This is a genomic window from Pseudomonas sp. UW4 (assembly GCF_000316175.1).
Classification (GTDB): domain Bacteria; phylum Pseudomonadota; class Gammaproteobacteria; order Pseudomonadales; family Pseudomonadaceae; genus Aquipseudomonas; species Aquipseudomonas laurylsulfatiphila.
Genome location: NC_019670.1, coordinates 2464809 through 2490503, shown reverse-complemented (window position 1 = coordinate 2490503; position 25695 = coordinate 2464809). Strand labels below are relative to the sequence as shown.

23 protein-coding genes and 4 pseudogenes are annotated in these 25695 nt (G+C 55.1%); 12 read left to right on the top strand and 15 right to left on the bottom strand.

Annotated elements, in window-relative coordinates; genetic code table 11:
• Positions 1-191: 191 nt before the first annotated feature.
• Positions 192-477 (top strand): annotated as a pseudogene (locus PPUTUW4_RS10880) (lytic transglycosylase domain-containing protein); the annotation flags it as partial.
• 124 nt (positions 478-601) lie between these two features.
• On the opposite strand, the gene PPUTUW4_RS10875 reads toward PPUTUW4_RS10880, so the two are convergent.
• Positions 602-1036: a GFA family protein gene (locus tag PPUTUW4_RS10875; protein ID WP_015094687.1), complete on the bottom strand. Its 435-nt coding sequence runs from the start codon at positions 1034-1036 to the stop codon at positions 602-604.
• 71 nt (positions 1037-1107) lie between these two features.
• The gene (locus PPUTUW4_RS10870; RefSeq protein ID WP_015094686.1) at positions 1108-2049 is read right to left on the bottom strand and encodes a carbon-nitrogen hydrolase family protein; all 942 of its coding nucleotides are present in this window, start codon (positions 2047-2049) and stop codon (positions 1108-1110) included.
• 103 nt (positions 2050-2152) lie between these two features.
• Here PPUTUW4_RS10870 and PPUTUW4_RS10865 point away from each other — a divergent pair, with 103 nt between their 5' ends.
• The 4 genes from PPUTUW4_RS10865 to puuE all read left to right on the top strand — a co-directional run bounded on the left by PPUTUW4_RS10865 (position 2153) and on the right by puuE (position 5281).
• Positions 2153-2854, top strand: a complete 702-nt coding sequence (locus tag PPUTUW4_RS10865) for a helix-turn-helix domain-containing protein (RefSeq protein WP_015094685.1) — start codon at positions 2153-2155, stop codon at positions 2852-2854.
• Between the two features lie 95 nt (positions 2855-2949).
• Positions 2950-3402 (top strand): thiol-disulfide oxidoreductase DCC family protein, encoded by a 453-nt coding sequence (locus PPUTUW4_RS10860; RefSeq protein WP_015094684.1) that lies wholly within the window; start codon positions 2950-2952, stop codon positions 3400-3402.
• A gap of 113 nt (positions 3403-3515) precedes the next feature.
• On the top strand, positions 3516-4388 hold the full coding sequence (locus PPUTUW4_RS10855; RefSeq protein ID WP_015094683.1) for a GNAT family N-acetyltransferase: 873 nt from the start codon (positions 3516-3518) through the stop codon (positions 4386-4388).
• Positions 4388-5281: an allantoinase PuuE gene (puuE, locus tag PPUTUW4_RS10850; RefSeq protein ID WP_015094682.1), complete on the top strand. Its 894-nt coding sequence runs from the start codon at positions 4388-4390 to the stop codon at positions 5279-5281. The genes PPUTUW4_RS10855 and puuE overlap by 1 nt, the downstream gene beginning before the upstream one ends.
• Before the next feature lie 348 nt (positions 5282-5629).
• On the opposite strand, the gene PPUTUW4_RS10845 is transcribed toward puuE, so the two are convergent.
• From PPUTUW4_RS10845 to PPUTUW4_RS10835, 3 genes are all read right to left on the bottom strand, one after another.
• Positions 5630-7003 carry an IS1182 family transposase gene (locus tag PPUTUW4_RS10845; protein WP_015094673.1) on the bottom strand — a complete coding sequence of 458 codons (1374 nt, stop codon included), beginning with the start codon at positions 7001-7003 and terminating at the stop codon, positions 5630-5632.
• Between the two features lie 179 nt (positions 7004-7182).
• Entirely contained in the window at positions 7183-7710 is a 528-nt protein-coding gene (locus PPUTUW4_RS10840; protein ID WP_015094681.1) for a hypothetical protein, read from the bottom strand.
• A gap of 154 nt (positions 7711-7864) precedes the next feature.
• Positions 7865-8503, bottom strand: coding sequence for a hypothetical protein (locus PPUTUW4_RS10835; RefSeq protein WP_015094680.1), 639 nt, complete (start codon positions 8501-8503; stop codon positions 7865-7867).
• A gap of 390 nt (positions 8504-8893) precedes the next feature.
• Here PPUTUW4_RS10835 and PPUTUW4_RS10830 point away from each other — a divergent pair.
• A pseudogene (locus tag PPUTUW4_RS10830) lies at positions 8894-10269 on the top strand (IS1182 family transposase).
• Positions 10270-10836: 567 nt separating this feature from the next.
• Here PPUTUW4_RS10830 and PPUTUW4_RS28000 read toward each other — a convergent pair.
• From PPUTUW4_RS28000 to PPUTUW4_RS10820, 5 genes are all read right to left on the bottom strand, one after another.
• Entirely contained in the window at positions 10837-11769 is a 933-nt protein-coding gene (locus PPUTUW4_RS28000; RefSeq protein WP_265102322.1) for a radical SAM protein, read from the bottom strand.
• A 50-nt stretch (positions 11770-11819) separates the two neighbouring features.
• Complete coding sequence (locus PPUTUW4_RS29130; protein WP_144443085.1) at positions 11820-12119, bottom strand: hypothetical protein; 300 nt, start codon at positions 12117-12119, stop codon at positions 11820-11822.
• Positions 12120-12133: 14 nt separating this feature from the next.
• Complete coding sequence (locus PPUTUW4_RS27625) at positions 12134-13063, bottom strand: radical SAM protein (RefSeq protein ID WP_015094678.1); 930 nt, start codon at positions 13061-13063, stop codon at positions 12134-12136.
• Positions 13064-13065: 2 nt separating this feature from the next.
• Complete coding sequence (locus PPUTUW4_RS29125) at positions 13066-13893, bottom strand: hypothetical protein (protein WP_144443084.1); 828 nt, start codon at positions 13891-13893, stop codon at positions 13066-13068.
• A gap of 157 nt (positions 13894-14050) precedes the next feature.
• The gene (locus PPUTUW4_RS10820) at positions 14051-14500 is read right to left on the bottom strand and encodes a PqqD family protein (protein ID WP_015094676.1); all 450 of its coding nucleotides are present in this window, start codon (positions 14498-14500) and stop codon (positions 14051-14053) included.
• 427 nt (positions 14501-14927) lie between these two features.
• Between PPUTUW4_RS10820 and PPUTUW4_RS27995 the strand changes: the two are divergent.
• From PPUTUW4_RS27995 to PPUTUW4_RS10805, 4 genes and pseudogenes are all read left to right on the top strand, one after another.
• Positions 14928-15101 (top strand): annotated as a pseudogene (locus tag PPUTUW4_RS27995) (IS30 family transposase); the annotation flags it as partial.
• A 363-nt stretch (positions 15102-15464) separates the two neighbouring features.
• A complete protein-coding gene (locus tag PPUTUW4_RS10815) occupies positions 15465-16238 on the top strand; it encodes a class I SAM-dependent methyltransferase (RefSeq protein WP_015094675.1) in 774 nt (257 codons plus the stop codon).
• A gap of 1 nt (position 16239) precedes the next feature.
• Positions 16240-17283, top strand: a complete 1044-nt coding sequence (locus PPUTUW4_RS10810) for a ThiF family adenylyltransferase (protein WP_041474833.1) — start codon at positions 16240-16242, stop codon at positions 17281-17283.
• 148 nt (positions 17284-17431) lie between these two features.
• Positions 17432-18805 (top strand): IS1182 family transposase, encoded by a 1374-nt coding sequence (locus PPUTUW4_RS10805; protein ID WP_015094673.1) that lies wholly within the window; start codon positions 17432-17434, stop codon positions 18803-18805.
• A 413-nt stretch (positions 18806-19218) separates the two neighbouring features.
• On the opposite strand, the gene PPUTUW4_RS10800 is transcribed toward PPUTUW4_RS10805, so the two are convergent.
• From PPUTUW4_RS10800 to PPUTUW4_RS10785, 4 genes are read right to left on the bottom strand one after another with little or no spacing between them, the layout of a single operon-like run.
• Entirely contained in the window at positions 19219-20415 is a 1197-nt protein-coding gene (locus tag PPUTUW4_RS10800; protein WP_015094672.1) for an ABC transporter permease, read from the bottom strand.
• Positions 20415-21626: an ABC transporter permease gene (locus tag PPUTUW4_RS10795; RefSeq protein ID WP_015094671.1), complete on the bottom strand. Its 1212-nt coding sequence runs from the start codon at positions 21624-21626 to the stop codon at positions 20415-20417. The genes PPUTUW4_RS10800 and PPUTUW4_RS10795 overlap by 1 nt, the downstream gene beginning before the upstream one ends.
• Positions 21626-22312: an ABC transporter ATP-binding protein gene (locus PPUTUW4_RS10790; RefSeq protein WP_015094670.1), complete on the bottom strand. Its 687-nt coding sequence runs from the start codon at positions 22310-22312 to the stop codon at positions 21626-21628. The genes PPUTUW4_RS10795 and PPUTUW4_RS10790 overlap by 1 nt, the downstream gene beginning before the upstream one ends.
• A complete protein-coding gene (locus tag PPUTUW4_RS10785) occupies positions 22309-23460 on the bottom strand; it encodes an efflux RND transporter periplasmic adaptor subunit (protein WP_015094669.1) in 1152 nt (383 codons plus the stop codon). The genes PPUTUW4_RS10790 and PPUTUW4_RS10785 overlap by 4 nt, the downstream gene beginning before the upstream one ends.
• Positions 23461-23823: 363 nt before the next feature.
• Here PPUTUW4_RS10785 and msrA point away from each other — a divergent pair, with 363 nt between their 5' ends.
• Both msrA and PPUTUW4_RS30210 read left to right on the top strand, forming a co-directional pair.
• On the top strand, positions 23824-24330 hold the full coding sequence (gene msrA / locus PPUTUW4_RS10780; RefSeq protein WP_015094668.1) for a peptide-methionine (S)-S-oxide reductase MsrA: 507 nt from the start codon (positions 23824-23826) through the stop codon (positions 24328-24330).
• A 186-nt stretch (positions 24331-24516) separates the two neighbouring features.
• Positions 24517-24661: pseudogene (locus PPUTUW4_RS30210) on the top strand (hypothetical protein); the annotation flags it as partial.
• A gap of 85 nt (positions 24662-24746) precedes the next feature.
• Here PPUTUW4_RS30210 and PPUTUW4_RS10775 read toward each other — a convergent pair.
• On the bottom strand, positions 24747-25601 hold the full coding sequence (locus tag PPUTUW4_RS10775) for an SDR family oxidoreductase (protein WP_015094667.1): 855 nt from the start codon (positions 25599-25601) through the stop codon (positions 24747-24749).
• Between the last annotated feature and the right edge of the window lie 94 nt (positions 25602-25695).

Here is a 25695-nt window from a genome sequence, read left to right as displayed (position 1 = left end):
TGAAACAACCGAGGTCAGCCGTGGGGGGGCCTGCGAAAATTCCTTTTCTTTCGCACTTCGCGGCTCACAGGCAAGGCTGATGGCCATAATAGCTGCTGACCGCATAGCCCACGATCAGCATGCGGATCATCAGCTCAGGGTCAATCGAAGGACGCCCAATTGGGCTTTAAAAATCGGCGAGGTAATGGCGCAAGTCGCTGGTCCGCGCAGTGATACATGCCAAATCGGCGTTTCGCCCCTACGCCATTTCCGAAGCCAGCGCCCAGGGACTGATGCAGTTGATGCCCGCCACCGCCGAGCGCTTCGCCGTGGACGATCCGTTCGACGCACGACAGAACATTCGTGGCGGCGTGCGCTACCTGGCCTGGCTGCTCAAGCGCTTCAACGGCAACCAGGTGCTGGCGTTGGCAGGTTACAACGCAATCCTACGTCACCCTCGTGCAGTCCTTGACCGAGCGCTATCGCAACCATCGCTAGTACCCTGGGGCGCATAACCCGCAACAGGTAATACGCCGGGCGGGGAATGGCTCAAGCGAACTTTCACGCTCACCGGTGGCTATCGACCCATAGCGACCCGTCACAGCGTCTGGAAAACCTGACGCTACTCATCCACGCTGACACCCGATCCGCCTGATTCGCAGGGGACATCCTTCAGCTTGGGCAACCCGTCCTTGATGCGCAGCCTGGCCTCCTGATAGTGAACATGAACGCCTGGCGAATACACGAGATCCGGGATGACGGCGGCATACACGTCGATGAGCCCCATCCCCGGGTGTTCGGTGAAGAGGTGCCCGCCGCAACGCTTGCACCACTTGCGATAACTCTGCGGTGTCTTGTTGTAGGTGCCAATGTTGTCAGCCCCCCGGGTTACTTGCACCGCCTCGGGTTTCCACAGCGTGAAGGCATTGACCGGCGCTGCTGACCAATGTCGACACGACTCGCAATGGCAATAGCCCATTGCGGCCGGCTCACCGCTGACGGTGAACTCGACTGCGCCGCAAAAACAACTGCCTTTGTAAGACCTTTGAATGCTCATGGAATGACTCCTTCATCAGTTGTTACGCATACCGTCGAAGTTGAGATGGATCGCCTGAGCGTTGGTGACTTTCACCCGTCGATATAGCGCACCGCTGTCGCCGGCGTGCGTCGAACCTGCAGTTCGAAAATGTCAGGGCGCGCATAGTGCCCGGTGACGTCGAGCGTGCGCCGCGCTGGCGCCACGAGTGAGACGTCGATGTCCGCATACAGAATGCCTGTCTCTCGGTGCAGTGGACCGGCTGTGATCCGGCCTTGAGGGTTGACCACCACCGAGTCGCCGTCGTTGATCCACTCTTGCGGATCGGGAAACAGTTGCGTGCGAGCCGGAAAGTCATCGGGAATGTCGCTGCCGCGCAGTGAGGTACCACTGCCGAGCACCCAGCATCGACCTTCGAGTGCAATGTGACGCATCGTGCTGATCCAGCCCTCGCCGGTGTCGTACGTGGGGGCGACGTAGATTTCCACTCCCTGGGCATACAATGAATAGCGCGCCAGGGGCATGTAGTTTTCCCAGCAGATGAGCGTACCAATGCGGCCGACAGGTGTATCGACCGTACGCAACCCTGACGCATCACCGAAACCATGGACCATGCGCTCGGGGTTCGTTGGCATCAGCTTGCGATGCCGGTTGAGCACTTCGCCGTCCGTACCGATAACGACTACGCTGTTGTAGAGCGTGCCGCCTCCATTACGCCGTTCGCATTCATTGATCCCGCATACGATTGTCACGGCGTTGGCGCTGGCGACCTCGCACAATGGGTTCAGGTCACCGTTCGCGATATCGACGGCGTTGGCCAGCAGACGCGTGTGCAACTGGCCCATTAAAGCTCCGTCTTTTCCCGCCGCCAGCCGCCAGATCCACGACGGGTAACCTGGAATGTACGATTCGGGTAAAACAATCAACGAGGCTCCCGCCGCCGCGGCCTCAGCGACCGATTGCACGGCTCGGGCGATCGTCGCGCTGCGATCGAGCAGCACCGGCGGCCGCTGAATGATGGCTATCTTGGTCATGACGTTCTCCTGAGACGGTGGATTTCGCAGGTTTGAGCGTGCACGTGGCGAAGTCGCGAGACTAGTTCAGAAACTGAAGCGTTGTAGTTGCGGAGTACAGGCGATGGATGAAAGCTACGGTCAGTTTTGTACGGTCGCGCGCGGTGCTGAAGCACTGTGCGAGCGCTGGACGCCTTTGGTCGTGCGCGAGCTGCTATGTGGCAGTAAGCGCTTCAATGAACTGCACCGCGGCGTACCGCGAATGTCCACCAGCTTGCTGGCACAGCGGCTGCGCCACCTGGAAGCTATCGGTGTGGTACATCGCACGGCCGCAGGCAAGGTCTGGGAGTACAGCCTGACCGAGGCAGGCGAGGATTTGCGCCCCATCATAATGGCGCTAGGCCATTGGGGCGCGCGCTGGATAGGTAGCCGCCTTCGCGATAACGAACTCGACGCGGGCCTGCTCATGTGGGACGTGCGCCGGTTCGCGCGCATCGAGATGTTCCCGTCCCGGTCGGTGGTCATCCACTTCAGGTTCCGCGACGCGCGCTCCGGCGAGCAGGAGTGGTGGCTCGTGGTCGAACATGGTGTGGCAGATCTGTGCCGCGATGACCCCGGACGCGAACTCACGCTCGTCGTAGACTCTAGCGTGCGCGCGTTGACAGAAGTGTGGACTGGCGACCGCACACCCAGGGAGGTTCTTCAGTCGCGGGAGCTGCGTGTAGACGGCGCTGTGCAGGATGCGGAAAACTTGTGGCGCTGGCTTGGCACGAGTGCGTTCGCCGGTTCCCGGAGCGCTGCAATCCAGCCTTTGCAATCGCCATAGAGAACTGTCCGCTTGTGGCCATCAGCCAATTGCAGACTTCAACGCCGGCGCACGGTTATGATCGCGGAGACCCAGGCGCCCTTGGACCCACGCTCATGCCAGCCTCGAAAACCCTCCCCTCCCCCGCGCCGCTGCTCAAACCCGGTGAGACGGTGGTGTTGTTCGACGGTGTCTGCAAGCTGTGCAATGGCTGGGTGAGGTTCGTGATTCGCCATGACCGCCAGCGGCGCGTGCGGTTGGCGGCGGTTCAGTCACCCGAGGGGCAGGCGCTGCTTGCCTGGGCAGGTCTGCCCATGGATCAATTCCACAGCATGGCGGTGATCCGCGACCGATACTACTGGGAGCGTTCGCAAGCATTTTTCGAAGTCTTTGCCCAGTTGCCCGCCATCTGGCGCCCTGTGAACCTGTTACGCATCATCCCTCGCCCACTTCGAGATTGGGCCTACGACCGCATTGCGCTCAATCGTTATCGGCTCTTTGGCAAATACGACACCTGCCTGTTGCCGGATCCGGATCATGAGCAGCGCTTTTTGAAAGCGCCCCGGTGAACGCCTTGAGGCGACGTGACGAGCTGGATCATTACCCGGCTTGAAGCTATACCGAAAGGGTTCCGGGCGGGGATGGACCACACACTCGATTAGCGTCTGAGGAGAATTTCACGGTGTCGAATCAGCTGGTCATACGCAACATGACCCGTCCCGAACTGGACGAACTCGTCGAGTGGGCTGCCCGTGAGGGCTGGAACCCCGGCCTTCACGATGCCGAGCTGTTCTGGGCCACCGACCCTGCCGCCTTCATCGCGGCGTCCCGGGGCGAGGAATTGATCGGCGGTGGCGCCATCACCTCCTACCATGGCGAATTCGGTTTCATGGGTTTTTTCATCGTCCGGCCTGAGTATCGCAGCCAGGGCCTGGGCAATACCCTCTGGCACGCACGCCGCGAGCGGCTCCTCGCCCGCCTGCGCCCGGGCGCGAGCATCGGCATGGACGGCGTCTTCGCGATGCAGGACTACTACGCCAAGGGTGGTTTCGTCTTCTCCCATCGCAACCTGCGTTTTCGTGCCGAAATCACCGAGCGCCCGACAACCTCGCAGGCGGACGTCCAGGACATCGTCCCGTTGGCCTCCTTCCCGTTCGATCAGGTGCTCGATTACGACCGCACCTGCTTCCCCGCCCCGCGCGCAACCTTCCTGAGCGGGTGGATAACCCAGGCCGATGCACTCGCCGTGGGTTGTCGGCGCGAGGGCAGGCTGAGCGGCTATGGCGTGATAAGGCGCTGCCGGGAAGGCTGCAAGATCGGCCCCCTGTTCGCCGATGACGCCCTGGCGGCCAATGCCCTCTACGCGCGCCTGGCGGAATTTGCGCAAGGTGGCCCGCTGTTTCTCGATGCCCCGGAGAACAACCCCGCCGCCATGGCGCTCGTGCGCCAACAGGGCATGACCGAGGTGTTCGGCTGCGCACGCATGTACCTCGGCCCTCCTCCGGCGATCGCGCACGAACGTGTGTTCGGCGTCACCACCTTCGAGCTGGGCTGATGTCCGCCCGCGACCTCATCGGTTATGGCGGCCGCCCACCCCACCCGCGATGGCCCGGTGAGGCACGTGTCGCTGTCCAGTTCGTACTCAACATCGAAGAAGGCGCGGAATCCTGCGTCCTCAATGGCGATCCCCAGTCCGAAGCCTGGCTTCACGAGCTACCCGGCCGCCCGCCGCGTGTAGGGGAACCGGACTTGAGCGTCGAAGGCATGTACGAATACGGATCGCGCGCAGGAGTCTGGCGCATCCTGGAACTGTTCGGCGCCCGAGGCCTGCCGCTGACCGCCTTCGCCGTCGGCCGGGCGCTGGAACTCACCCCGGCGATCGGCCAGGCGCTCTGCGCGGCCGGGCATGAGATTGCCGGGCATGGCTACCGTTGGCTGGACTATCGCGACATGCCTGAAGACCAGGAACGGCACCATATCCGCCTCACCCTCGACGTGATCGAGCAGATCTGCGGTAAACGCCCCGTCGGTTGGTACACAGGAAGGGTCAGCCAGAACACCCGTCGCCTGTTGCGTGAGGAAGGTGGGTTTCTCTACAGCTCGGACGCCTACAACGATGACCTGCCCTACTGGCTCCCGGGCTCGCCCGCCCACCTGGTGATCCCCTACACACTGGTCAACAACGACGCCCGCTATCTGCTGCCGACCGGTTTCGCCTGCGGAGAAGACTTCTTCCAGCTGCTCAAGGATGCGTTCGACCTGCTGTGGCAGGAGGGCGCGCAACACCCGAAGATGATGAGCGTCGGCCTGCATGGGCGGATCAGTGGCCATCCCGGTCGTGCGATGGCGCTGGCGCGCTTTCTCGATTACGTGCAAGGCCACGACGCGGTGTGGATCTGCCGGCGCGAAGAGATTGCCAGGCACTGGATAGCCCGGTTCCCTGCCTGAGTGGGGTTCGGAACGGGCTGAGCCTCGCAGGCTTGTCAAAATCCCCCGTTGTGCATCAGGCGCCCTGCTCCGCCTTGAACATCGTCGAGGCGTTGCCTGCCACTGATGTGCGTTTTGGGTCGGTTTCAGTCGATCATGGAAGGCAGAAACCGACCCAAAGCTGATGGTGGCGACAGGCAGAAATCGGCCGATTCTGTTGAAAAAGTCTGATTTGCAGATCGGCTGAACTCACGCACGATCTCCACCGGAGAACCTACTCACCACATTGAGTGGTTTTTCGGCCCTTCGTTGAGCTTTGCAGCTCGGTTATTGGGTTGATTTGAGGTTTTTTGCTTTGTGCAGACGCACCTATCCCGTAACCGGTGGCCCTTGAGAAGAAAATTTGGCCAGCCGTCGCAGGTTCTGCACCGCAGCAGCCAGCGTGAATTCATCAGTCGCGCCACTCATGCCACGTAGTCGCAAGCGATCCAGTTTCAGGATGCGCTTGAGGTGGGCAAACAACATTTCGACCTTCTTACGTTCGTGGCGAGAGCGCACATACTCCGGCGTCGCTGCGATGCGTCTAGCCACATCACGAGCGGCTTCATGGACGCTGCGGACGATCTTGCGAAACGCAGTGTTTGGGCAACACTTGGCCTTCATTGGACAGGCTACGCAGTCGGCCTGTCGGGATCGGAAGATGATGGTGTTGGCTTTGGTGACGTGCGAACGCTCGTTTTTGAAGGCTCGCCATTCGCTACGTAATGCATTGCCGGCCGGACAGCGGTATTCCTCAGCCTCTTCATTCCAGTGGAAATCGTTGCTCGAAAAACTGTCGTTCTTGCGCTCGGTTTTGTCCCACACCGGCACATGCGGCTCGATGTCCTTTTCCTCTACCATCCAGGCCAGCATCGGCGCGGTTCCGTAAGCGGTGTCGCCAATAAGGCGCTCCGGCTTGATGTCGAACTGCGCCTCGACCCGCTCCATCATGATCTTGGTGCTCTCGACTTCGGCCGTGCGATGAGCCGGTGTGGGTTCCACATCCACGATGACACCGTGCTCGGTATCGATCAGATAATTCGTGGAGTAAGCGTAGAACGCTGGGCCACCTGGAGCGGCGGTCCAGCGAGCCTGAGGATCCGTCAGCGACAGGCGCTTCGGTAGCGTTTCGGCCAGAGCCTCTTCATCGAGTGCCTCAAGATACTCACGCACGGCGCGGGTGCTCAGGGCCGGATCGCTCCAGTTGACCTGTTCATCTCCCGGTACGCCGCGCTGCCGACTCGCATCCGCTTTGATGATGCTGGCGTCCACGGCAAAGCCTTCGCCCTTCACCAACCCCGCATCCATGCAGCGACGCAGCACTTCATTGAACAGCCAGCGAAATAGATCGCTGTCCCGAAAACGGCCGTGTCGATTTTTGGAAAAGGTCGAGTGATTGGGCACTTCATCTTCAAGGCTCAACCGGCAGAACCAGCGATACGCCAGGTTCAGATGGGCCTCTTCGCACAACCGCCGCTCTGAGCGAATGCCGTAGCAATAGCCCACGATCAGCATGCGGATCATCAACTCTGGGTCAATCGAAGGACGCCCAATTGGGCTGTAAAAATCGGCGAGGTAATGGCGCAAGTCGCTCAGATCGAGACACCGATCAATGCTGCGCAGAAGGTGATTGGCGGGGATGTGATCTTCAAGGTTGAACGAGTAAAACAGTCGCTCCTGCCCACTCGATAACTGTCCCATCATACTGCGTGTTTCCCTGCTGGCCGATGCGCGAATTTTGCCGCAGGCCAGACGGGGGAGCTACTTTTTCAACAGAATCGGCCAGAAGCTGCCGTTCGCGCACCTCAGCTTTGATCCCATGGTCCTAACGTTTAACAGGAAAGGCGGCTGGCTTGCCGGACGGCTTCCTCCCGATGGAAGGGTTAGGCGTACTTCACCGCCGTCTTCAGGAACTTGCCAAACGCAAAGAGAGCCGTGTCAACTTTCCTCTGCTCCATCCCACCAAAGGCTTTGAAGAAAGGGATGTACTCTTGTTGGTAAACCTCGTACTTTCGCTTGCTTGTTCCTGGAATCTCTTCAATTTTTCCGGTCTTCATGTAGCGCATGGCTCTGAAGACATGTTGATCGAAAATTGGCCACTCGCGTGGCAATAAGCAATGGAGGTAGAAGATATTCCAGATCGCGCTGCCGCTTTGCTTGTGATCGAGGTAGCGCGTCGCCGGATCGTCTTTGAAGGACGTGTTGTAGTTCGCTGCAATGCTTTGAACCTTCCGCCCCGCGATCTTTTCGATTCCATTTTTCCATTCGAAGAGTTGCCTCAATGACTCCTCGGTCAATGGATTTCCAATGTTATCTGTATACTTTTCTTCGCTCTTATATTTGTACTTTGACGACCAGTGATCAAAGAAGCTAGGCAAGTCTTGAAACTGGATCTGAAAGGAAAGATGCATTTCTGTCACCTCAAAAGCCCCTGAAGATTAATCTAATGGACAAACAATGAACTGCTTTTTGGTTTCCGTGAGCGATGTGAGCAACGGCTGAGCGCATTGTTCGGTGATCATTTGCCAAAAGCTGCCGGGCGGACGCCATAACGCCACTCCCTGACTATGCCACCAAGCCCGCCTTCAGAAACAGCTGACAGAGTTTGGTCGGGAGAATGGCACCGCCGTCAAGGCCGCCATTGTTCATTCCCAGGCCGGCGTTCACAAATGCAAGCAGAAGAGACTCATCCATTTTGACTGCATCTTCGATTTTCGCCCTGGAAAATTGGCCAATTTTTTCAATGTCAAAGGACGGGATTCGCTCAAGAGCGAATAGGACACGGCTAAGCTCTTCAATCGAAATGTCTTCTCTGGCATAAGCCGCAAAACATTTTGCTGCCAATTCAGGCTTTTTCGCGCTCTCCATTCTTTCCAGAATCTCGATTATTGTCTCACCTACTCTTCCCGCGAACTTTTCGTTTTCTCCAAGCTTGCGAAGCATTTCATTTCGCTTGTCTTCTGAAATCTCGGAGAACTGGCTGAGAAAACGGAGAAGCTTGCCGCCGAAAATGTGATCCCTGATAGATAATGTCGCGCTGAAGATTCCGGCTATGGTGCTAACTACCGGGATTGATTTCGAAGCCTCAGAGGCGAGCAAGGCATCTATTCCGAGCTCGACATATTCCTTTGCCACGTCTCCCATTGCTCCGGATCGTATTACTTTCGCGAGTTCTGAACCTCGCGGTGAGTCTTTTTTGTCCATGAGTTTTCCTCTATTTTCACGTGAAAATTATCAGGATGCTTACCCCTCGCAAATATTAAGCTTAGAGTCCATTTTCCAACTTTGGTGAAGAATGATCACAACGTAGAGAAAAGTTGCTTGTCGACGGATCCTACAATAAAAAAACTGCTACGGCTTATGTCGCTGCAGATCTATGATCGCTTGCAGGTGACGAAACGCTTCGAGTCGTGAACCTCTAAGGTGCAATACAAAAGGCAGCTTTTGGCCTCTCTCTGCCCGATGGCTCAGGCGGGAGTCGGCCATTTGCGGTCGTTAACGAACGTCTGCAATGGGTCGATTCTGTTGAAAAAGTAGCTCCCCCGTCTGGCCTGCGGCAAAATTCGCGCATCGGCCAGCAGGGAAACACGCAGTATGATGGGACAGTTATCGAGTGGGCAGGAGCGACTGTTTTACTCGTTCAACCTTGAAGATCACATCCCCGCCAATCACCTTCTGCGCAGCATTGATCGGTGTCTCGATCTGAGCGACTTGCGCCATTACCTCGCCGATTTTTACAGCCCAATTGGGCGTCCTTCGATTGACCCAGAGTTGATGATCCGCATGCTGATCGTGGGCTATTGCTACGGCATTCGCTCAGAGCGGCGGTTGTGCGAAGAGGCCCATCTGAACCTGGCGTATCGCTGGTTCTGCCGGTTGAGCCTTGAAGATGAAGTGCCCAATCACTCGACCTTTTCCAAAAATCGACACGGCCGTTTTCGGGGACAGCGATCTATTTCGCTGGCTGTTCAATGAAGTGACTGCGTCGCTGCATGGATGCGGGGTTGGTGAAGGGCGAAGGCTTTGCCGTGGACGCCAGCATCATCAAAGCGGATGCGAGTCGGCAGCGCGGCGTACCGGGAGATGAACAGGTCAACTGGAGCGATCCGGCCCTGAGCACCCGCGCCGTGCGTGAGTATCTTGAGGCACTCGATGAAGAGGCTCTGGCCGAAACGCTACTGAAGCGCCTGTCGCTGACGGATCCTCAGGCTCGCTGGACCGCCGCTCCAGGTGGCCCAGCGTTCTACGCTTACTCCACGAATTATCTGATCGATACCGAGCACGGTGTCATCGTGGATGTGGAACCCACACCGGCTCATCGCACGGCCGAAGTCGAGAGCACCAAGATCATGATGGAGCGGGTCGAGGCGCAGTTCGACATCAAGCCGGAGCGCCTTATTGGCGACACCGCTTACGGAACCGCGCCGATGCTGGCCTGGATGGTAGAGGAAAAGGACATCGAGCCGCATGTGCCGGTGTGGGACAAAACCGAGCGCAAGAACGACAGTTTTTCGAGCAACGATTTCCACTGGAATGAAGAGGCTGAGGAATACCGCTGTCCGGCCGGCAATGCATTACGTAGCGAATGGCGAGCCTTCAAAAACGAGCGTTCGCACGTCACCAAAGCCAACACCATCATCTTCCGATCCCGACAGGCCGACTGCGTAGCCTGTCCAATGAAGGCCAAGTGTTGCCCCAACACTGCGTTTCGCAAGATCGTCCGCAGCGTCCATGAAGCCGCTCGTGATGTGGCTCGACGCATCGCAGCGACGCCGGAGTATGTGCGCTCTCGCCACGAACGTAAGAAGGTCGAAATGTTGCTTGCCCACCTCAAGCGCATCCTGAAACTGGATCGCTTGCGACTACGTGGCATGAGTGGCGCGACTGATGAATTCACGCTGGCTGCTGCGGTGCAGAACCTGCGACGGCTGGCCAAATTTTCTTCTCAAGGGCCACCGGTTACGGGATAGGTGCGTCTGCACAAAGCAAAAAACCTCAAATCAACCCAATAACCGAGCTGCAAAGCTCAACGAAGGGCCGAAAAACCACTCAATGTGGTGAGTAGGTTCTCCGGTGGAGATCGTGCGTGAGTTCAGCCGATCTGCAAATCAGACTTTTTCAACAGAATCGGCTAGGAGCAGACGTTCGCATAGGGACTGCTCCCCGGCAAAAAGCGGGCATTCCCTACGGGCCGCGCTGATTCTGGACATCGACTCTCAATCTGGATATTCAGCTTCTTCTTTCGATTGAGTGCTATGCCACTTCGACCACTTCTTAATTTCATTCCTGCAGTGTTCTTGAGAGACTGTGCGCTGTCTAATAATGTCAACACTCAGCAGTGTCAACAGAACATTATCGGTAGGACACGACCAAAAGCTACCATGTCATCAAAACAATTTTTAACACTTGGGGGCAATTTCTGTGTAAATACTTGGCTTATATAATCAGTAACTTTTCGTAAGCTATAAGTGTTTATGGGCGGTCGACAATAGCATTAATCGCGGGATGTTTTAATGAGTGTGGCGCCATAATATAAGTCATAAGAATAGTTCGGTGAATTTATTAGATATGTGCTCCCAGATGCTATAATAACCCCCGATCTCGCCAGACACACAGGCGCAATATCTATTCGCGCCTCGCACGTCTTGGTTTCCATTCGCGTCGACCCTATGTTGCGGGCAACCGTTATGGCACAAATGATGCCATCTACACTTAGCTGCGGTTGTGTCTTGGGCATATTGATCCCACTCTCTAAAGCGTGAGAGATTTGGGCCTAACTGAGATCCAAGGATGAGATTACTAGTCAGATTACCAAACGTATGCAAGGTTCGATCAAATGGACGCGTGCATGGAACCAAATCTCCGTTTGCTTCCACAGCGAGAATGCTTCCGCATGTTCCAGAAAAGTAGCAAGTTTCCGGAGCGGTAAAAAAGTACCCCCTTATAAAGTCATCAAAAAGATTTATCCTAATGTCCGATTTTTTTAGCGAAAGCCACTCTTCAAATAATTCGATTGCAAAATCTGAAAATTCAATTGCACTTAGGTCCGAGTCACTTTCACCATTTCCGAGGTTAGGGTGGATGTCGATACTGTTGATGCCCAAGCATTCAATAGCCTGTAAATATTCACGCGCTCTACCTATATGTTGTTTGTGAATAACCGTTATAACCCCGAAAGGTATGCCGTATTCTTTTAGGCGCTGTATGGATTTGGAAACTCGTTCGAATGTTCCGACTCCGTTAGAATCTATTCTATAGTTGTCATGAATATCTTGAGGAGCATCAAGACTTACGCCTATAGAGAACCCATTTTCCTTTAAAAAACTAAGCCATGTATCATCAAGCATCAGACCGTTAGTCTGAATGGAGTTGTAGATTTTTACTGCTTTTGGTTTGAGTTTTCTTTGAAGGTCTAGCCCTTTGATGAAGATTTCTTTACCCGCCAATAGTGGTTCTCCACCATGCCAAATAAACTCAATTTCGGCTCCGCAGTTTTCAAAAGCCAGCCTGATTGTTTTTTCTAAAATTGCAGCAGAAATTTTTTTGTTTTAAATCTGGATTTATCTGACCCCTCATAGCAATAGGTGCAGCGCAAGTTGCAGTGATCGCTAACAGGCTTGATTAAAATTGCGCGGATTGGCTCTTTTACTGCGCCTAAGTCAGCGCTTACGAATTTTCCTGTTTGCGAAACATATCGATCAGCTACGAGCTGGGTTGCAGCTCTTAGCTTCGCCTTAGGTGAAAGTGATAAATCTTCAATGGGTGATTTAAAGATAGCAATTCGTACGTCCCGAGAGGGGTATCCTGCGATTAATTTCATTTTTCACCACACCACTATCCAATATAAGTTAATCGCATCGCAGCCAAACTTCTTTCAGGGCCGCGGGCTGTCCTGATAAACTTGTCTACTATCGATTTGGAAAGTCTGTCCTGGCTAAGAATTTCTCTTAAGCTCTCGCTGTTGACGTTTCCTAACGCCCCTAGCTCTTTGTCCTCGTCCCCTTGAAAGGTATAAGGGTAGACGGTGCCATCGCTGTATATATTTAACACATCAAATGCCAAGTCGTTGATCTGCTCAATACGCCATTTTTCAAGGAAGTTGAGATGGTTGCCACCAAAAAATAAAAAGCGATATTCTTGTGTTTCAGGATCAGGCTGACTCGAATAATTAGACCAAAATTCAAGAGCTCTTCCTGTCTTAGCAATAGGCTCTATTTTCATCTTTCGTATGCCCAGATCTTCGGCTAGGCTAAGCACTTTTGGTAACCCATCAACTCCCTCCGGAGGTATCATGGCGAATAATTCGATATTCTCCAGAGGGAACCCAGAGTTTTGGAGGTTTTGTATCCCCTTAATGCTTTTTTTAAATGATCCCTTTCCGCGAATTAGATCATGCGTTTCAGCGCTATATCCGTCCAGGCTAATTCGAATCGTCATGTTCAGCTTTGAAAGCTTATCTGCCATTTTTTGTGTGATCAGCGTACCGTTGGTCAAAAGGAGTAACGGATGCAGCTTATTGGCTGCCTCAAGAAAATCCAACGCATCTTCAGATCTAGTTAAAGGTTCGCCTCCACTGAGGGCAATCCGAACAGAGCCGAGTTCAGATTGAATTTCTTTCAATAGATGCCGCATTTTTCCAATATCGAAACCAAATTCGCCATGCGGCGAGCTGGTCACATAGCAATGTCTACATGACAAATTACATCGGTTTGTCATGAGAAATAGAACCATTTTGAAACAGCCCTTGTCGATTGTTGGAGTCATGGCTAAACCCCTCTAGTCTGATTTGTAATTTGTGAAACTGCTAGATCTATGTCTCCATCAACAAGGTGAAGCTCATTCCATTTTCCTGACCCCACTAACTGAATAATTTTCCGACTAAATTTGGCATCACTCTTTGGGTCATCAAATAAGCGTGATCTATACAAATAAGACAGTATCATCTCCGCTCCAAGTGAGATGATGCCGCTTTTATTCTCTCCTCTACGCAGTACGTAATAGCTTCGTGAGTTGAGGCCCGTATTTTTTAAGATGCAAGCGTTATTGAAATTTGGAGCTGAGTTAAACATGGAAACTCTAGGGAAGCTCAAAAATATTTCTCTTGATGGATCCCAAGGGGCGATATCATCTGTCAATAAAGTCCATCCGTTTTCGCACAGAGCTTTCGATAAAGTACTTTTCCCCATTCCCGAGTCACCAATAAGCACAATCTCTTGATCGCTTTTTTGAGCAACTGCAGCGTGGAGGAATATTAAGTCGGCTGCATGCTCGGATATATGGTAAACGATCTCTCTATCCATGGCTGCAACTAATAGATTAGTTATGCCGGGATTATTTTCAGGTGTTTTGGGGCCGTTTTGAATATAACCGCACCAACTTCCAGCCTCACTGAGCTCTCCGCGGTAATCACCCCGTGCAAAGTGAATTTTACCATCCTTTCGGACTATCTGTGACTCAGCCCACTGAGAGGAAATCCTCATATGGACTTCCTCACTAGAATCAGTGATCCTTCCTAGAACCATTACATCAGCTTCATTGTCATTTAGCCGCGATTGCATGGATGCGGGGTATCTCGCTAAAAAAGCTTTGCGCATCAATACGTCACAAATATGTAATCGAATTCGTATAGAATCGAAGCAGAGCTCTCCTTCCCAACACTCTTTGTCCGCATGGAAAATGCATGGTTTTCCCAATCGCCCAACTAAGGGTTGGGTTCCAACTGAGTACAAGGCGGAGAGCTCTGCAGGTCGATTAGTCACATGCGGGGCCCCAGCGATCAGAAAATTTTACTGATAAGTAGGCGCTGGGGTGATTAGCTTTCATCCAGGCACTTTTGTATGAGATTATATTCGGTGTCTCATACATCAATGGATGAGCGTGGGGGCTGAGTTTGACGATTTGTTTCACAGGGTATCGTAAGCCCCTTTGCTTCAACTCTAGAACTTCTTTAGCAGATAAATCATTTATCGCACTTTTGATATCCGCTTTGAAATTTCCGGGGTCAGCGCCAAAGAACTGGATATAAGTTTGTAATATGTCATTTTCAGTTCCGCCCATTTTGAAGGTATCCCAGATCAGCTTTGCAGCTAAATTTAGTGCGTGAAATTCGTCATCAACTGGGTCGTAAAGAAGGATTTGATCTCCGACTTCACTCTCTCTATAGTTCGTATTAATTGAATAGTTTCTCGTTATCTTTGCCATGCTCTGCATCCTCATGGAAGAGTTGTGAGATTGCCCTAAACCACCTTGTCGTCACAGATGGAAAATCACAAACTTCTAACCATCAGCATTGCGACGTGCTGGCTTTTTCAGTAAAGCAGCAGTCTAGTGGTTGTCAATTTTTCGTTAAATTCGATTTTTAGGGTCTACAGTTTCAAGCCGGCTTTGAATATTTTTGCGCGGTTGAACGGAGTGCAGAATGCCTGAAAGGAAAAGCCTTTCGAAGAAGGACTACCTCAGAGATCCGTAACTGGTTGATTTTCCATGATGCCTTTCTATAAAACCTGTTTTTCAGTTAAAGAACGTCACGCCCGAACATCATCAGTGAAGGTTACTTAAAGCTTCAAATGGATTGAGGGGTGACGTGTTTAGCTACTTGCCCGCTTGGAGGTCCTCGTGTGGGTTTTACGATCTCACCAACGGGTTGTTAAGGCAGTACTTCCCGAAAGGGACCGACCTGGCGGAGCACTCGCAAGCCACGCTCAATGAAGTGGCAAGGCAGCTGAACAGCCGTCCTCGGAAAACACTAAACTACGAAACGCCCGCTCAACGATTTAGCCAATCTGTTGCGTCGACCGGTTGAATCCACAGCCATAAGCAGCCAGCCAGATGCGCCAACGAAACCAGGACCGGCTCAAGTAGAAAAGAACCGCCATTAATGACCGTCAGACGACCGCCCAGTCGGTGAAAAAATATTTTAGACAGGATTGACAGACAAAATGCATACAAAAATCGTTCGCCTAAGCAAATTTTAGAATCGCCTTATTAAAAGTTTTGGTCTCCCTACCCCCTGACAACCCATGACTAGCCTTACGCCTACCACGTCAACATGTCTGGGACACTTGAAGGCTCGACCCGACTGGACAGCCTTTATTTTTACGCTATATACATATGGTCAAGCCCATAACCGATATCTCTTTAAGCGACTTTACCAGAGGGACCTGAGATGGCAAATTTTATCGATCTTGTTGCAAAGCTAGGCGACCCTAACGAAGCACCAGGTGGAAATATATTTTTAAGGCGTGCCCTTTCGTTACTACCATACCCCAACGGAGCATTGGATATTCTTGATATCGGTAGCAATACCGGATCGTCAACCATTACTATTGCGGAACACTTCGAAGCCTCAAGAATTACTGGCATTGATATAGAAGAAGCGATGACAAAAATCGCCATTAAAAATATAAAGAGAGCCAAGCAGAATAGCCGCATTTCATTCGACACAGGTGACGCCCAAGCAATGCCATACCAAAATGAGTCATTTGATTTAGTGGTTTCTTCTGGTTCATTTGCATTCATAGAAAAACCAGAGGTAGCCATTGAGGAGTGTTATCGAGTGTTAAAGCCCGATGGCTTTTTAATTGCAACAGAATACTTCTACAAAGACACTCCCCCAAGAGCACTACTAAACAAAATAACCCAACACATTGATGTTGACGTGTCTAAGTTTACATTCGATTATTGGGTTGATGCATTTATAAACTCAGGACTAGGCCTGGAGGGCATTGAACAGTCTCCTCCACCAATATTCTCACCAAAAATCCGTTTAGCCCAACAAGAATCTATCAAAAGGAAACTCGGACAAGCTAACGCAAACAAAATATTAGAGATGGATTTGGATTTTATAGATAACAACAAATATCTGACTATCGGCACATTTTTACTAAGAAAGCCAGGAGTAATAGAAACTTTCGGTGCTGACAGACCTACGCGAAACTGATATGACAAAAAAACTATATCTTAAGCCATTTATTGCTGCCAAGATAATTGGCAGCAACAAGGTGTCAGTGGGATTGACCGGTAGATTCAAGATACTTATTCATGGTCAGCCAGAGTTAATCATAAAATTTCTAAACCTGTTAAGGGGCGGTGTTTCCACTAATAAAGAACACAGAAATATTGAGCTATCCGGATTGACAGAAAATGAAAGTGAACGAGAGTTTCTTACATTGGCATTTGATAGGCTGCAGTGCCAGAAGATGCTTTGCGATGTAGCAGTGCTGAAAAGCCAGCAAAACTCTCGTGTGATTTCTTTTTATTCTTTGCTATCTGAATCCCCTGAGGAATTACTAAAAATCTTGCGTTCAAAAAAAGTAGCCATTATCGGTTGTGGCGGCCTCGGCACAAGTATAATACCCTGCCTTATAAACTCTGGAGTCCAGTCACTTTTGATTGTGGACCATGACAAGGTGGAACAATCTAATATTACCCGCTCACCAGTTTTCAGTATTTCCGACGTAGGAAGGTTTAAAGTTGATGTAATAAAGAAGTGGATTTGCAATAAAATAGAAAATAGTAATATTTCAGTCTCAAAGAAGAAGATCACAACTGAATTCTGGGACTCCAATGATCTTGATGGCGTGGATTTCATCGTTTGCACAGCAGATGATGAAGATGGCTTTTTCAAATCAAGAATGGATCGTTATATCTATCAGCGTGGCATACCGTATTTATATTCAGGTTACTGGGAAGGGTTGGCCATGTTCGGACCGATCCTAAAAAAGGGAGATACTCCGTGTTATTTTTGTAGCACTCAGCAGGACATTGCGACAACTGACACCAATTTCGACTTTGACGATCTTGTTACACCCTCATTTTTGGCTGTGAACTCAATACTCGCGGGAAGCATAGCCTTAGAAATAGTTAAATATTTCTCCTCTTTTGATAGAACTTACTACAGCCAGATTTCTGTATATGATTTGCACGGTGGTAGATTTGAGTTCGGCTCAGTAGGAGACACCAATCATTGTATAATTTGTCAGTAGTTTCTATGGGGGATGGTAGCGTCGAGTGAAAAGTATTCTCTTGCTTACTAATCTTAATGTCCGCTTCGGGTCGATTCTGTTGAAAAAGTAGCTCCCCCGTCTGGCCTGCGGCAAAATTCGCGCATCGGCCAGCAGGGAAACACGCAGTATGATGGGACAGTTATCGAGTGGGCAGGAGCGACTGTTTTACTCGTTCAACCTTGAAGATCACATCCCCGCCAATCACCTTCTGCGCAGCATTGATCGGTGTCTCGATCTGAGCGACTTGCGCCATTACCTCGCCGATTTTTACAGCCCAATTGGGCGTCCTTCGATTGACCCAGAGTTGATGATCCGCATGCTGATCGTGGGCTATTGCTACGGCATTCGCTCAGAGCGGCGGTTGTGCGAAGAGGCCCATCTGAACCTGGCGTATCGCTGGTTCTGCCGGTTGAGCCTTGAAGATGAAGTGCCCAATCACTCGACCTTTTCCAAAAATCGACACGGCCGTTTTCGGGACAGCGATCTATTTCGCTGGCTGTTCAATGAAGTGCTGCGTCGCTGCATGGATGCGGGGTTGGTGAAGGGCGAAGGCTTTGCCGTGGACGCCAGCATCATCAAAGCGGATGCGAGTCGGCAGCGCGGCGTACCGGGAGATGAACAGGTCAACTGGAGCGATCCGGCCCTGAGCACCCGCGCCGTGCGTGAGTATCTTGAGGCACTCGATGAAGAGGCTCTGGCCGAAACGCTACCGAAGCGCCTGTCGCTGACGGATCCTCAGGCTCGCTGGACCGCCGCTCCAGGTGGCCCAGCGTTCTACGCTTACTCCACGAATTATCTGATCGATACCGAGCACGGTGTCATCGTGGATGTGGAACCCACACCGGCTCATCGCACGGCCGAAGTCGAGAGCACCAAGATCATGATGGAGCGGGTCGAGGCGCAGTTCGACATCAAGCCGGAGCGCCTTATTGGCGACACCGCTTACGGAACCGCGCCGATGCTGGCCTGGATGGTAGAGGAAAAGGACATCGAGCCGCATGTGCCGGTGTGGGACAAAACCGAGCGCAAGAACGACAGTTTTTCGAGCAACGATTTCCACTGGAATGAAGAGGCTGAGGAATACCGCTGTCCGGCCGGCAATGCATTACGTAGCGAATGGCGAGCCTTCAAAAACGAGCGTTCGCACGTCACCAAAGCCAACACCATCATCTTCCGATCCCGACAGGCCGACTGCGTAGCCTGTCCAATGAAGGCCAAGTGTTGCCCCAACACTGCGTTTCGCAAGATCGTCCGCAGCGTCCATGAAGCCGCTCGTGATGTGGCTCGACGCATCGCAGCGACGCCGGAGTATGTGCGCTCTCGCCACGAACGTAAGAAGGTCGAAATGTTGTTTGCCCACCTCAAGCGCATCCTGAAACTGGATCGCTTGCGACTACGTGGCATGAGTGGCGCGACTGATGAATTCACGCTGGCTGCTGCGGTGCAGAACCTGCGACGGCTGGCCAAATTTTCTTCTCAAGGGCCACCGGTTACGGGATAGGTGCGTCTGCACAAAGCAAAAAACCTCAAATCAACCCAATAACCGAGCTGCAAAGCTCAACGAAGGGCCGAAAAACCACTCAATGTGGTGAGTAGGTTCTCCGGTGGAGATCGTGCGTGAGTTCAGCCGATCTGCAAATCAGACTTTTTCAACAGAATCGGTCGGTTGCAGCCCTTCGTTACAGGCCTCAACCGACCCTAAGCGATCACTCGAAACATTGATCAACGTAAACCCGTAGAAATTTATCCTCTAAGGACACTCTGAATTCCGAGGACTTGCTGCCGGAGTTTTGCACTCGGTTTTAGCCGCCGCCAACCCATTAAAATCACCGGCCCAGCGCCGGCGTTTTCGTTTTCGTTTTCGTTTTCGTCACCCAGCGTACAACCAGCCCGTCAGGCTCATTGGCCTGGCTGCTATTCACTGCGCAGAGCCGCCACCGGATGCAGGCGGGCCGCCCGCAGTGCCGGAGCCAGGCCGGCGAGAATGCCGAGCACCGCCGCCAGCAGCAGTGCCAGCAGCAGAAACAGCGGCTGCAACGCCAAGGGCAGGCTCGGCATGGCCAGGTGCAGTAGCCCGAGCAGCAGGCCCATCAACAACAAACCCAGCAGACCACCGGCCAGGGACAGCAGCGTCGCTTCAGCGAGAAACAGCCCGAGCACCTGCCGCGGACTGGCACCAATCGCCCGCAACAGGCCGATTTCCGCCGTGCGCTCGCCCACAGTGGTGGTCATGATGGTGAGAATGCCGACGGCGCCGACCAACAGGGAAATGCCCCCCAAGGCACCGATGGCCAGGCTCAGGGTGCCGAGAACGCGGTTGAAGCTGCGCAACATGTCGTCCTGGGTGCTCAGGCTGAAGTCCTCCTCGCCGTGCCGTTCGCCGAGCACCTGGCGAATCTGCTGACTCAACGCCCGCGAAGTGGTGCCGGTGCCGAACACCACATGGACTTTGACCACCCCGGTGCGGTTGAACAGGCTTTCGGCCCAATCCACCGGGATGTAGGCGATATCGTCGAGGTTGAAGCCGAGCAACTGGCCCTTCTGCGCCATTACGCCGATCACCCGGAAACGCACGCCACCGACGCGGATCAGCTCGCCCAGCGGATTGCGTGCACCGAACAACTCGACTCGCAGCTGATGGCCGAGCACCACATAGGGCGGCGAACGACCGTCACGGGCCACGGGCAGGAACTCGCCCAGGCTCAGTTGCATGCGCCAGGCCTGCGCCAGCTGATGGCCGCCACCGAGAATGTCGCTGCGCCGGCTCAGTTGACCGAACTGGATATCCCCGCTGCCCGGAATGATCGGCACCGCCGCCTCGACATGCGGCAAGCGCCGCAGGGCGTCGGTATCACTGATGGTCAGTGGCCGTACGCTGCCGAGCAGACCGCCGAGGCCGCTGGTCTGGGTCTTGCCCGGGCGCACGGTGATGATCCGCGTACCAAACTGCGAGAAGTTCTCCAGCACGTAGCCGCGCACGCCTTCGCCTATGGCCGTGAGCAGCGCCACGGCGGCTATCCCGATCGCTACCCCGAGCAGGGTCAGCAGGCTGCGCAAGGGGCGACAGGTCAGCGCCGAGCTGGTCAGCCGGAAACCATCTTGCCAGCGCATCAGTGCGCTCCCGGCGGGCGTAGCGCCGCCACCGGCTCCAGCGCCGCGGCCCGAGCGGCCGGCAGCCAGGCGAACAGCAGCGCCGTGACGAGTGCCAGCAGCACCGCGCTAGCCCGCGCCCACCAGGGTGCATAGAGCGGCAGATCGAACGCCAGGCGCCCCAGCCAGAGCAAGGTTTCGGCCAGCAGCAGCCCCGCCAGCGCCCCCGCCAGGGCGAGCAGCGCCGCCTCGCCGAGGAACAGCAGGCGCAACTGCGCCGCCGTCACACCTATGGCTTTGAGCAGGCCGATCTCGGCGCTGCGCTGGCTCACCGCAATCCAGGTCACGTTCATGATCAGGATGCCTGCCACCAGCAGGCTGATCGCGGCAATCCCGGCCACCGCCAGGGTCAGCACCGTGAGTATCTCGTCGAAGGAACTGAGCAGGCTGTCCTGGCTGATCAGGGTGATGTCTTCCTCACCCTCGTGGCGCTCCTTGAGCGCGGCGAGTATCAGCCGCTTGCTGCGCTCGAGAAAGCTCGGTCCAGTCACCTCGACAAACACCCGCAACAACCCTTCGCGATTGAACAAGGCCTGGGCACTGGCCACCGGGATGATCAACATTTCGGCGAAATCCATCCCCAGGGATTCGCCCCGCTCACTGAGGATACCGACCACCCGGAAGCGCCGGTCGCCGGCGCGCAACCATTCACCCAGGGCCGGGCGCGCACCGAATAGCTCGCGCCGGAGTTTGCCGCCGATCACGCAGACGGCCTCGGCCTGCCCAGGGTCCAGCTCCGGCAGGGGCTGGCCCTGGACGACCGTCAGTTGGCGAATGGCGAAGAAGTCTCGCGTGGTGCCCAGGGTCAGCACCTCACGATTGCGGTTACCGACTATCACCTCCATCTGCCCGGCCTGCATCGGCGCGACCCGGCGGATGCCCGGCAACCGGGTGATGGCCTGGACGTCCTGCAAGGTCAACTCGTGCGGCGTCAGGCCGGTGAGCGGCGGCATGCGCCCCGTGGTTTCCTTGCGGCCCGGGAAAACGATCAGGATGTCGCGCCCGAGCAGCGAGAACTCGTTCAGGACGAAGGCCCGCGCGCCCGCGCCGAGACCGGTGAGCAGATTGACCGCCACCACCCCGATAGCGATGGCCAGCAGCAGCATCAGACTGCGCGAGCGATGCCCACGCAAGGCGCCGAGCCAGAAGGCCAGGGCATCGGCGGCGCGCATCAGGCCAGCGCCTGCTGCGACGCAGCACTGTGGATCCGCCCGTCACGCATGTGTAACTGGCGGTGCGCGCGGGCGCCCAGGCTGGCGTCGTGGGTCACCACTATCAGGGTCAGCCCCTCGTCGTTGAGCTCCTCCAGCAGGCTGAAGACTTCGGCGCCGGCCTGGCTATCGAGATTCCCGGTGGGCTCGTCGGCCAACAACAGCGCCGGTTGCATGACCATCGCCCGGGCGATGGCGACGCGCTGGCGCTGTCCACCGGACAGCTCGCCCGGGCGGTGGGCAATACGATCGCCCAGCCCCAGGCGCGCCACCAATTGGCTGCTGCGCTTGTGCCGTTGCGCCGCGCCGATGCCGGCGAGGACCATCGGCAGCTCGATGTTCTCCAGCACCGTCAGCCGTGCGATCAGGTGGTAGGACTGGAACACGAAACCTATCAGTTGGCTGCGCAATTGGGCGCGCCGCGCCTCGCTCAGCGTCGCCGTGGCCTCGCCCTGCAGCCAGTATTCGCCGGCGCTCGGCGCATCGAGCAAACCGAGGATGTTCAGCAGGGTCGACTTGCCCGAGCCCGACGGGCCCATCACCGCCATGTAGTCACCGGCGGCGATGTCCAGGTCCAGGCCGTCCAGCCCCATCACCTTCTGCTCGCCCAACTGGAAGCTGCGGCTGCCGCCGCGCAGGCGGATCATTGCTCAGTCTCCGCCGCATCCACCGGTATCACCGACACGGTGTCCTTGAGCCCTTCCTGCTCGAGGCTGGCGACTATGCGCGCGTCCTCGTCCAGCCCTGCGAGCACCTCGGTCCAGCGCCAGTTGCTCAACCCGGTTTGCACCTCCACCTCGCGCAACACCCGGGCGCTGGGGTCATAGCGCAGCACGCGCTGCCCCTCCAGCAGGGTCTCGGTGGGGATGCGCAAAGCACGTTCGCGCTGCTCCAGGAGGATCTCGACATCGGCGCTATAGCCGGTGAGCAGAACCAGATCGGCCGGCGGCTGGTCGAAGCGCACCTCGACATCGACGGTACGCGCCTGCTTCTCCAGTTCACGCACATAGGGCGCGATGCGGCTGACGCGGCCAGCGAAATGCTGCCCACGGAAAGCATCCAGGCTGATCCGCACCGCGGTTCCGGGGCGAACCCGGGCAGCGTCCACCTCATCGATCGGCGCCTCGACATACAGGCAGCTGTCGTCGATCAGGTCGACCGCCGGCGGCGTGGGAATACCCGGCGGCGAAGGGGTGACGAACTCGCCGAGTTCGCCGTTGATTTCTGCAACTATGCCGGCGAATGGCGCACGCAGGGTCGTCTGCTCCAGCAGTGAACGCTGTAACTGCAGGCTGGCGTCGGCCTCGCGGATCAGCACGGCACTGGCATTGCACATCAGCTTCGCCAGGTTAGCCTTGGTCTCGGCCTGATCGAGGCGATCGGCGGCAACCAGCTTGCGGTCGGCCAGTTGGCCCAGGCGATCGAGGTCGCGCCGGTCCAGATGAGCCTGCTGGCAGCGCTGTTCGCGGGCGTTGCGTTGGGCCTCCAGTCGCGCCTCGGCCTCCTGCAACCGGGCCTGCTGCTCGACCTGCCGCAAGCGCATAAGCACCTGACCCGCCTGGACCCGCTGGCCCTCGGCGATCAGCAACTCGGCAACCTGGCCGCCGACATTGAAGGACAGATGCGAGCGCCGACAGGACTTCAGCGTACCCGCGCGGGTGTTGGCCACCAGCGTCTCCACCGGCCCGCGCTCAACCTCCAGCAGCCTGACCGGCAACGGCTGTGGTCGACTCAACCAGCCGCCCAGCACCACCAGACAGGCCAGCATCGACGAGCCAATCAATAATTTGCGCATGGACTTCACCTCCTCCCCACATGGCTTGAGCCTAGGTCAGGAGGGTAAAAGAACAACGCGAAACGTCATTTATCCGACGCTTTTCAGACGAGCGTCAGAAGAGCGTCAGATAAATGGCGAATGAGATTTATTTCTCTCACAACGGCTGTTCGCCAGCCATGCCAACTCAATAAGATTCCTTGCCGCGGCGGCACTGCGACGTCGAAATATCTCCGCAAACTGTGCCACGCTTTGCCCATACCCGAATGTCTTCAAGCGGCCAGGAGCGATCATTCCGGTCCTGTTTGCGCGAAACCTTGGAATTGGCCAATACGCCCTCATAACAGTGGCTATACACAACGTCCCCGAGAGGAAGGACAGACCATGACCAGACAAACCGAAACTGCCATTCTCGCCGGCGGCTGCTTCTGGGGCATGCAGGATCTGCTGCGGCGCTATCCCGGTGTGCTGCACACGCGGGTCGGTTATACCGGCGGCGATGTGCCGAATGCCACCTATCGCAACCATGGCAACCACGCCGAAGCCATCGAGATCGTCTTCGACCCTGCCGTGATCAGCTACCGGCAGATCCTTGAGTTTTTCTTCCAGATACACGACCCAAGCACGCCCAACCGTCAGGGTAATGACCAGGGCCCCAGCTATCGTTCGGCGATCTACTACCTCAATGAACAGCAACGCGACATTGCCGAGGACACCGCTGCCGATGTCGATGCTTCACACCTTTGGCCAGGCCCAGTAGTCACCGAAATAGAACCGGCCGGGCCTTTTTGGGAAGCGGAACCAGAGCACCAGGATTACCTCGAACGCATACCGAATGGCTACACATGCCACTTCATCCGCCCGAACTGGAAGCTCCCCAAGCGCGCCTGAAAGTCGAGTTTATGAGGCGCAGAGGCGACCGACTCTGACCGCTAGCTGCCTTTCGCGAAGGGCAGCTTTGGATTGGCTCCTGACTTCAAAACCATCGCAGACTTTCGCAAAGACAACGGCAAAGCCATTCGCAGCGCCTGTCGTCAGTTCGTAGTGCTTAGTCGCAACCTCAATCTTTTCTCTGCGATGAGGGTTCGCCGACAGACAGTTGAGCATCCTTACGGACCACTCAAATATTGGATGGGAACCACCCACTTCCTGACTAAAACTCTGCCAAGGTACCGAGATGAGCCTTCATGTGCTCGCCTATTTTTCGAGGGTGGCTATTTAGCTGCCTCGCTACTTATTGAGCGTGGACAGCTTTACTCGATGCGGCTTGAACGCATCAAGCAAAGCTGTTGCAGGCTAAAACGATATCAGTGCTTAAGCGCCGCGCTGACGGATTGAGCAATCGGCGTCGTTGGACGGCCCAACAACTGACTCAGTTGGCGAGAGTCATCAAACAGATCACCTTTAGCTGCGGCGGCATCAGAATCCGCGAGCAACGCGGCGAACCCCTCTGGTAGTCCCATTCCAATAAGTGCCGCTTTGTATTGCTCTTGTGGAAGATCGTTGTAAACGACGGTTTTACCGGATTGTTTGCCTACTTCCACGGCCAGTTCTGATAACGAGTAACTCTCATCACCTGCCAACTCGTATACCTTGCCTGCCTGATCTTCACTGGTCAGCACTACGGCTGCGGCGTCAGCATAATCTTCTCGGGCTGCGGAGGAGATTCGACCTAGTTGCGCACTACCCAGAATAGATCCGTGCTCGACAGCCGGCGGCACGCTGGCTGTGTAGTTCTCGCTGTACCAACCATTACGCAGCAATACGTAACCCAATCCGGACTCTGCGAGAGCCTGCTCTGTATCCCGGTGCTCGACTGCCAGGCCCAGTGTCGAGCTGCCTGCATGCAGCAGGCTCGTGTACGCCAGAAGTTGTACGCCCGAAGATTTGGCCGCCTCAATGACGGCACGATGTTGTGCCTTACGCTGACCGACTTCGCTTGACGAAATCAGCAGTAGACGCTGAATACCGACAAGGGCGCTGCGGAGGGTTTCAGGCTGGTTGTAATCTGCTTTGCGCACGACAACGCCTTTGGTACTGAGATCCTGAGCTTTGAGTGGATCACGTACCAGCGCGACGATTTCGTTTGGGTTGACGGTTTTAAGCAGCGCATCGATAACAAGTCGACCCAATTGGCCGGTAGCACCTGTGACCGCAATCATAAGAAGTACCTTGATTCTTAATGGAGGAGTGGTCATCCTACGGCCAAGGCTAACTAATAGTAAGTACGTACAAAAAGGTAAGTGCCGTGAACAC